The organism is Xenorhabdus sp. SGI246, assembly GCF_040838225.1.
Lineage (GTDB): Bacteria > Pseudomonadota > Gammaproteobacteria > Enterobacterales > Enterobacteriaceae > Xenorhabdus > Xenorhabdus indica.
On the sequence record NZ_JBFPEZ010000006.1, the window covers coordinates 49337 to 56703 of the forward strand.

The 7367-nt window shown below is 37.3% G+C and carries 7 protein-coding genes and 1 pseudogene; 1 reads left to right on the forward strand and 7 read right to left on the reverse strand.

Annotation, left to right across the window (positions count from 1 at the left end; translation table 11 throughout):
* Window positions 1–119: 119 nt before the first annotated feature.
* The 5 genes and pseudogenes from gorA to ABLA85_RS02345 form a co-directional block, all read right to left on the reverse strand.
* Window positions 120–1475 carry a glutathione-disulfide reductase gene (gene gorA, locus ABLA85_RS02325; RefSeq protein WP_367961003.1) on the reverse strand — a complete coding sequence of 452 codons (1356 nt, stop codon included), beginning with the start codon at window positions 1473–1475 and terminating at the stop codon, window positions 120–122.
* Between the two features lie 137 nt (window positions 1476–1612).
* The gene (locus ABLA85_RS02330; RefSeq protein WP_367961005.1) at window positions 1613–2455 is read right to left on the reverse strand and encodes a 23S rRNA (adenine(2030)-N(6))-methyltransferase RlmJ; all 843 of its coding nucleotides are present in this window, start codon (window positions 2453–2455) and stop codon (window positions 1613–1615) included.
* A 221-nt stretch (window positions 2456–2676) separates the two neighbouring features.
* A pseudogene (locus tag ABLA85_RS02335) lies at window positions 2677–2928 on the reverse strand (phage major capsid protein); the annotation flags it as partial.
* 125 nt (window positions 2929–3053) lie between these two features.
* The gene (locus ABLA85_RS02340; protein WP_367961007.1) at window positions 3054–3449 is read right to left on the reverse strand and encodes a DUF1240 domain-containing protein; all 396 of its coding nucleotides are present in this window, start codon (window positions 3447–3449) and stop codon (window positions 3054–3056) included.
* Window positions 3446–4204: a hypothetical protein gene (locus ABLA85_RS02345; RefSeq protein ID WP_367961009.1), complete on the reverse strand. Its 759-nt coding sequence runs from the start codon at window positions 4202–4204 to the stop codon at window positions 3446–3448. Before ABLA85_RS02345 ends, ABLA85_RS02340 begins: the two co-directional genes overlap by 4 nt.
* A gap of 746 nt (window positions 4205–4950) precedes the next feature.
* Between ABLA85_RS02345 and ABLA85_RS02350 the strand changes: the two genes are divergently transcribed.
* On the forward strand, window positions 4951–5301 hold the full coding sequence (locus ABLA85_RS02350; RefSeq protein WP_367961011.1) for a DUF1090 family protein: 351 nt from the start codon (window positions 4951–4953) through the stop codon (window positions 5299–5301).
* 36 nt (window positions 5302–5337) lie between these two features.
* Here ABLA85_RS02350 and ABLA85_RS02355 read toward each other — a convergent pair whose 3' ends face one another.
* On the reverse strand, window positions 5338–5940 hold the full coding sequence (locus tag ABLA85_RS02355; protein WP_367961012.1) for a hypothetical protein: 603 nt from the start codon (window positions 5938–5940) through the stop codon (window positions 5338–5340).
* A 1055-nt stretch (window positions 5941–6995) separates the two neighbouring features.
* On the reverse strand, window positions 6996–7367 hold a 372-nt coding region (locus tag ABLA85_RS02360), incomplete at its 5' end, for a transposase (RefSeq protein WP_367961014.1).

A 7367-nucleotide genomic window follows, 5' to 3' on the forward strand; every position in this document is an offset into this window, starting at 1 on the left:
CGTATTTGTTTAGGGGAAAATTAACCTTCAAAGCTGGTCTATAGCCATACTAGACCAGATCATGCTGGCCTAGTATGTATTTTTCAGCGGTAAAAACGTGTGGAGGTGGGATTTCTACACTAACCCTTCATAGTCACAAACTCTTCTGCCGCCGTTGGATGGATTGCAACCGTATTATCAAAATCCTTTTTCGTTGCCCCCATTTTTAGCGCAACTGCGAAGCCTTGCAGGATCTCATCCATACCAAAACCGATACCGTGGATGCCTACAATTTTCTCATCTTTACCTACACAAACCAGCTTCATACGACATGGCTGACGATGCCTTGTTACCGCCGTATACATTGCGGTAAATGATGATGTATAAACTTTAACCTGATCATCGCCATATTGCTCCCTTGCCTGTGGTTCTGTTAATCCTACAGTACCAATTGGCGGATGGCTGAATACGACTGTTGGGACATTGGCATAATCCAGATGTTCTTCCGGCTTGTTGTTAAACAAACGTTCCGATAAACGACGACCTGCCGCAACCGCAACTGGCGTCAGCTCCACCGCTCCCGTGTTATCGCCTACGGCATAAATACCTTTCACATTCGTATTCTGGTACTTATCGACCTGAATGTATCCTTGCTCATTCAGCTCAATACCTGCCACCGCCAGATTCAGATTATCCGTCACTGGCTCGCGCCCAATCGCCCATATCAATGTATCAATTGTCTGCTCCCGGCCATCCTGCAATTGCAGCGTCAAACTGCCATCAGCATTTTTAATCACCGCTTTCGGTATTGCTTCCGTATGCAATGTCGGCCCTTCATTTTTAATAACTTCCAACAACGTATCGACAATCAACGGATCGAAACAACGTAATGGTGCATGTTTACGAACAAAAAGATGGGTTTCACTTCCCAACGCATTCAAAACACCCGCAATTTCCACAGCAATATAGCCTGCACCTACGACTGCAACACGTTTTGGCATCTCATCCAGTTCAAAGAAACCGTTTGAATCAATACCATACTCCGCACCGGGAATAGCAGGAGACATTGGACGGCCACCGGTCGCAATCAAAATATGGTCAGCCGTAATTTTTTCGCCATTTACTTCAATTGTCTTTGCATCAACAAAACGCGCGAATCCCTGAATAACATCCACTTTATTGTTACCCAACACACGTTCATACGACATATGAATACGATCAATATAGGAGGAACGGCTGGCAATCAATTTTTTCCAGTCAAAATGATTTACTGTTGCATCAAAACCATAATCAGAGCCATATTGATGAATAGATTCCGCAATCTGCGCGGCGTGCCACATCACTTTCTTCGGTACACATCCCACATTAACACATGTTCCACCCAATGCTTTTGCTTCAATCAGGGCGCATTTTTGCCCATACATGGCCGCACGGTTAACGGAAGCAATACCACCACTGCCACCACCAATTGCAATATAATCGTAATGTTTACTCATCTTAGGCACTTCCGTCTAATCAATTAACTTACCGACTAAAATTTAAGCGTAAATCATATTATTACAAAAAGTTATCACTGTTCATGACGGTTCTGGCTCTTATTGTCATAGGCCAGAGCTATCAAGCCAACGACGCCTTATTCCGGCACAATCCATTCTACTAAAGTATGTCCCGTACCTTCAGGAACCAGTACCTGATGTAGCCATGGCAGAACAGAGCGCATCTGCTGTTCCAATTTCCACGGTGGGTTGATAACAATCATGCCAGATGCTGTCATACCACGTTGATCACTGTCTGGACGCAGACCTAATTCAATCTGCAAAATTTTGCGGATCCCTGTCGCCTCCAGTTCTTTAACTAGACGCCTAATCTGCTGACGAAGCACAACCGGATACCACAACGCATAAGTTCCCGTCGCAAAGCGTTTGTACCCTTCCCAAATACCTTTAACGACACTCTGATAATCTGATTTCAATTCATAAGAGGGATCGATCAGCACCAACCCACGACGAGTTTTAGGAGGTAATTTTGATTTCAGTTGCTGATAACCATCTTCACGCAAAACACGTGCACGCCTGTCACGGGAAAACTCGCTGCGTAATAAAGGAAAATCGCTTGAATGCAATTCACTCAGATTAAGCTCATCGTTTTCCCGTAATAAATGACGGGCAATCAACGGGGAACCAGGGTAGTAACGCAGAACCCCATTCTGATTCAGTACCTTAACAACCCTCATATAAGCATTTAACTCTGCAGGAATATCATCACGTTGCCAGATACGAGCAATACCTTCCAGATATTCACCCGTACGCTCGGCATGCTCTCCGCTTAATTGATAACGACCCGCGCCTGAATGAGTATCCAAATAAAGAAAAGGCTTCTCTTTTGTCTTAAGTGATTCAATGATCAGGCTTTGTACAGTGTGTTTAAGCACATCAGCGTGATTACCCGCATGGAAACTGTGACGATAACTTAGCATTAATTTATTTCCTATTGATTTTTAATAAGTTTTAGTTTCACATAAGGCGAATAAATCATTTTATTACCCCACGAATTACCCCACAATTCATTGCACGAGCACTAAAACACTATAAAGCATAGTAACAAAGTAAATGCTGTCATAGCATCTTAAAAAGAGTAAAAGTAGTCGAAAGGAGCTGAGAGTGTGGGATAACGGATTACCCCGTGGGCTACCGCTACGCCACCGACCGAAACAAGCTGTTTATATTCGTTGCGGCGAGTGGTTTTAATCGTACAGACTCGGCGCATGACTGACTCATCAGCCAGTTGCTGCATGATCTGTTTGTTGAGCTCAGAGATAACAGTATAGCCTCCGTCTTCGGGGACGCCCGTAGACAGTGAGCGTTTTTCATCTTCTGCTTTGATGAGCAGCGAACGCATTTGATGGATCAAATCAGCTTTTTGCTGGCGTAATTTAAGTAGTTTTTTCATGGTGTCTTATGGTTATTTATTTTCCTCAAAGACACTATTTAATACTATGCAAAATAACTAAAAAGCCTCCAAAATTTGGAGGCTAAACAGGACAAAACATAAAGACAGAATATTTACAAATTTTTTCATTTACACAGTGATAAATCTTTTACATAGGTGGTTGGTGACATCCACGATATTTTATCACATGTTAAATAACCATCATTTTTTAACTTATAATCAACATAAAAAGAGAGAGGAAAACCAATTATAAATGATGCAATCATCAACCTACTCAGATACTTAACAATTATCTTGTTAAATCTAGGTAGTCTATCAAATATAAAGAAAAAAGTAGATCCTGATATAGAATATAACAATAGAGGAGAAGACATAAAGCCTATGATAATACCGCTAGAAAATGTTATCTCATCTTTCATGAATATTAATGAAAGAAAATAATAACCAATTAAAAACACAATAGGTGTAAATATAATTAATAATATTACCCCAGCCAATGCTTTTAAATATTTGCTATTCACCTGATTCTTCCCATCACATTGAAAAAATATTGTAAGTCTGCTTCCGGTGTTCTTGGTTTTCTTTCCATTCCCTCTTTTAATAATGCTATTAACTTTTCACTTATTCCATATTTTTTATCAACATAGTCTAAACCAATGGTAATTAAAATACCCGCAAGAAGAACTATTCCAGCAACAACAATAATACTACTGCCTAAAATAGCTGTAGAAGTTAAAAATGTACCGACAGCCCAAGATACAGCAGCAACAATAGCGGTTTTAGCCATATCTATTGTTATATTCCCGATAAAATCAGCTAAGGTATATTCATCCTTAAAAATACTTTCTATCAATCTATAGCTAATCGAAAAGACAATACAGAATCTAACACCTTTGATAATACTATTATTAAGACCCTGTTGTCCTATCCCCATGGCTAACATTTGAGGGTGGCTAGCACCGTATCGGGTTCCTCTGACAAGACGCCTAAGTCCCGCATGACCTGACAGGTGAATATATTTTTTCCCATTTTCTCCCACAAAGGTTTTTGCAGTAATACTTAACCTCTTAAATTCCCGGCAAACTTCAGAGAATCCATGTGAATCATAGATATTTCCAGCATAAGTAGAAATAGGATCTGTGACAGAAAACACTGCTGCCATAGGATTTTTCTTCTTATTTCTTATCTCACTACCTCTTGCAAATTCTTCACCATAACTTGGCTTTTGTGGAGGGCTAGGATTAATATCTTCAATAATACTTTGAGCCTGAGCCAATGTAAGCACATAGTGATACTGGGTATTATCACTTAATACCTTTTCTAACCCTATAGAATCAAAAAATTCATGTTGAGTACATAGTTAAACCTAAAAACCTATCATAGTATAATATTGAGATTTTTATGCTCAGGTAGCGACGGCAGCCATTCTTCTGCTTCCTCCGATAGCTCAACAATATAAGAATACCCTCTCTTTGTTCTCGTTTTTCGATAATCCTTCCGGCACTCCTGCATAATTTTAGGGATGGATTAACCAAATTTTGTCAGGGTTAACAGCCGCTCAAAACCGTGTGCTTACATAAAAGATAAATAAGCGTGATGAAGATAAATGTGCGGTGCTCTAAGATATTTGTTGCCCCACTGATTACCCCACAATATGTTGCAAAAGTGGAAAAACGGTAATAAATACCGTAAAAAAATACAGCATAAAATTCAAGATAACAAATTGATATATGAAAATTTATTACAAATGCGGTAACACCCGAACACTAAAAATCATGTGAAGGTAACTTAGCATTCGATTTTCAACCCCCAGGGAGAGAAATATTGGTAACTTGCCTGATGCCGATCAGGCAACAAAAAAGCATTATGTCTCATTCTCGCAAAAAAAAGATAAAAGCCTCCATCCTCCCCCTGTGAGTTGTAACTATGGTCAAATTTTTAGGATCAAATCCAGATCAGCATATAAAATTTTGGATAATTACCTAAAACCATATGTAGGAATAATTCATGAAGTCGAAAACTATGATCTTATCTGTATTGATCGTTTTCAGTATGAGTATTGCCTATGCAACCGCCAGTAAAGCTGGATGTGAGGAAAAAAAGAAAACATTAGAAAAACAACTTAAGTATGCAAGAAATGATAAGGATAAAAGATTGATTGCCGGGTTAACCCGAACGCTGAAAAGCCTCAATGCAACTTGTGAATGGGAAAGGCGCTTAAAAAACCTGCAAGAACAACCTCCAGTACATCAAAGTCATTCGGCTTTTGATATTCCATCAAATAAAGTTAACTCCTCAAAAAATTCACGCTCCCGCTCTAAATACAAAACAAAGAATAAAACTAAAAAAGTGCAGGCCAAAAAGAAATATTAGGACTGCACTAAAGCACCAACCAATAATTGAATATATTTACAAGTTTTTTTCCTTAACCTGCTGTGGATTGGAAGGAGATAACTTGTAATAAACTTTATCACTTGCGGGAGGCCTCTTTTCAATTTCCATTGAAAGAATCGCGTTATCCTTGGAGATGACGTAATAATTTAAATAATTTCCTTTTCCATCATAAGGATACTTAAAATCCGGTTTCAGAAATTTTTTCTCATAAGATTTTACATAGGGATCATACTCATCTTCATAAACCACTCGCTGATTTCTGACAAAAATAATCTTATAAAAAAGGCTAGCCTTTCCTGTAAAAGCAGCCCCGATAATCTCTTCAATATCTTTATGACCCATTCCCTTATCCAGGATATACATTTTATCCCAGTCAAAGGATGCGATTTTATTCATATCAATCAGACAAGCAGTATTCTTCTGACAATGTTTATCTGCATAATCGATAATACTCAACTTACTGTTACTAACAGAGAAAAAGAAAATGACAATGCTCAATATTAATGTAAGTGCGACGATATTATTTTTGTTGACAGCATGGAAAAACATCATTCCCCCTTCATAATCAAACTTGATATGAGAAAACGGTTTTGGAATTTTACCCTTTTTAATCAACACATTTCTGCATCACTAAAAGCCTTGCTATGCCAATTTTATTACAATGGCGTAATCTCATACTCTATATTGATTGAATACCAATATAAAAATCCGTGCGAAAAAGTCCCTCAACTGCTTTCAATCAGCAGCTTTGCTGTTACAAATTCACAAAATGTGACGAGAATATAACTTCACTTATGGAGATAACCCCACATCACTCACAAAAGTGGTTAAGCTACACTGCTATTTCATGTCTTGAGGGCTTATAAGGTAACGAATTAACCTCTATTGTTATTATTTTCAGCATAAAAAGCACTATGCAGGGGTGCTTTATGCAAAGGAAAAGTATATTAAGTCTACTAACAATTTTTCCTGTTTCAAATAGAAAAATATGGTAAACAAATAATAAATGAAACGAATTATTACTAATGTAATTTAGTGGTGATCTTTAGCTAATTAAGCATATTAAATTTTCTATAAAAAATAGATTTGAACAGACTCAGTCGGAAATAAAATTACTGTTCATTTATACATGAGTAGTGTTTTTTTCATGGCGGATTTTATATTTTAATTTATTGGGAAAGAAAAATATTTAATCAAATTTATAAAACTAATCTCTGAAAATTCTATCTCCTAAAAGAATTAGTTCTTTTGGCGATTTCTAATGAATCATACTGATAAATTATACATGCCACATCTTTATTTTTAAACCCATAGCACAGTTTCTATTTTATGCAGTTCATTTTAAATAACCTCTAAAGCTTATACCCAATTCAGGTAAAAAAATCCTCACAATTAGTTATTTGCATCTCTTTGATTATACTATTGAATTTTTTCACTCAAACAGTTAATCTGACAACGCTAAACCATGAAAGCTATAGTAATATCATTCATATTTAAAATTATAAATATGAGAAAGAATAATAATTAATCAGAATGATTTTCAGAAGGTAGCATATGAATTGTTCAGTAGAAACGTTGATTAAGCCGCTAATAAAATTTTGGGAAATTAGTAATGAGCCATGGGGGGCAAAAGATCATACCTCAAAATTTATATATGCTAACCCGAATTTCGTTTAAGCCGTCACTGAAAAATCTTCTTCTGAGTAGAAAACTTTCAGTGATGGTTTCTTCAATTTAAGGCAATAAGCAATCAGTCCACCTAAAACGGTCAACAGAAATCCTTTTATACTTCGGTGGCGAGAATGTTCTATTTGAGAAATTGTCTTTAATTGCCCATTAATTGTTTCGATAATAAAACGCCTTGATAACATTATTTTATCCCACTCAGATTGCATGTAAGCTTTCATATTTCGGCGCTTTTTCGTGATGAAAATGACGCCGATTTGGGCTAAATCATCCGCCAATTCCTGGCTGAGATAACCTTTGTCACCATAAAGAGAACCCGTTAACTCTTTTGATAATTCACGAACAGGTTCCCGATCATC

Coding starts and splice junctions, on each gene's coding strand:
- ABLA85_RS02330 (WP_367961005.1), bottom strand. CDS start 2,455: ATGCTAAGTTATCGTCACAGTTTCCATGCGGGTAATCACGCTGATGTG.
- ABLA85_RS02350 (WP_367961011.1), top strand. CDS start 4,951: ATGATCTTATCTGTATTGATCGTTTTCAGTATGAGTATTGCCTATGCA.
- gorA (WP_367961003.1), bottom strand. CDS start 1,475: ATGAGTAAACATTACGATTATATTGCAATTGGTGGTGGCAGTGGTGGT.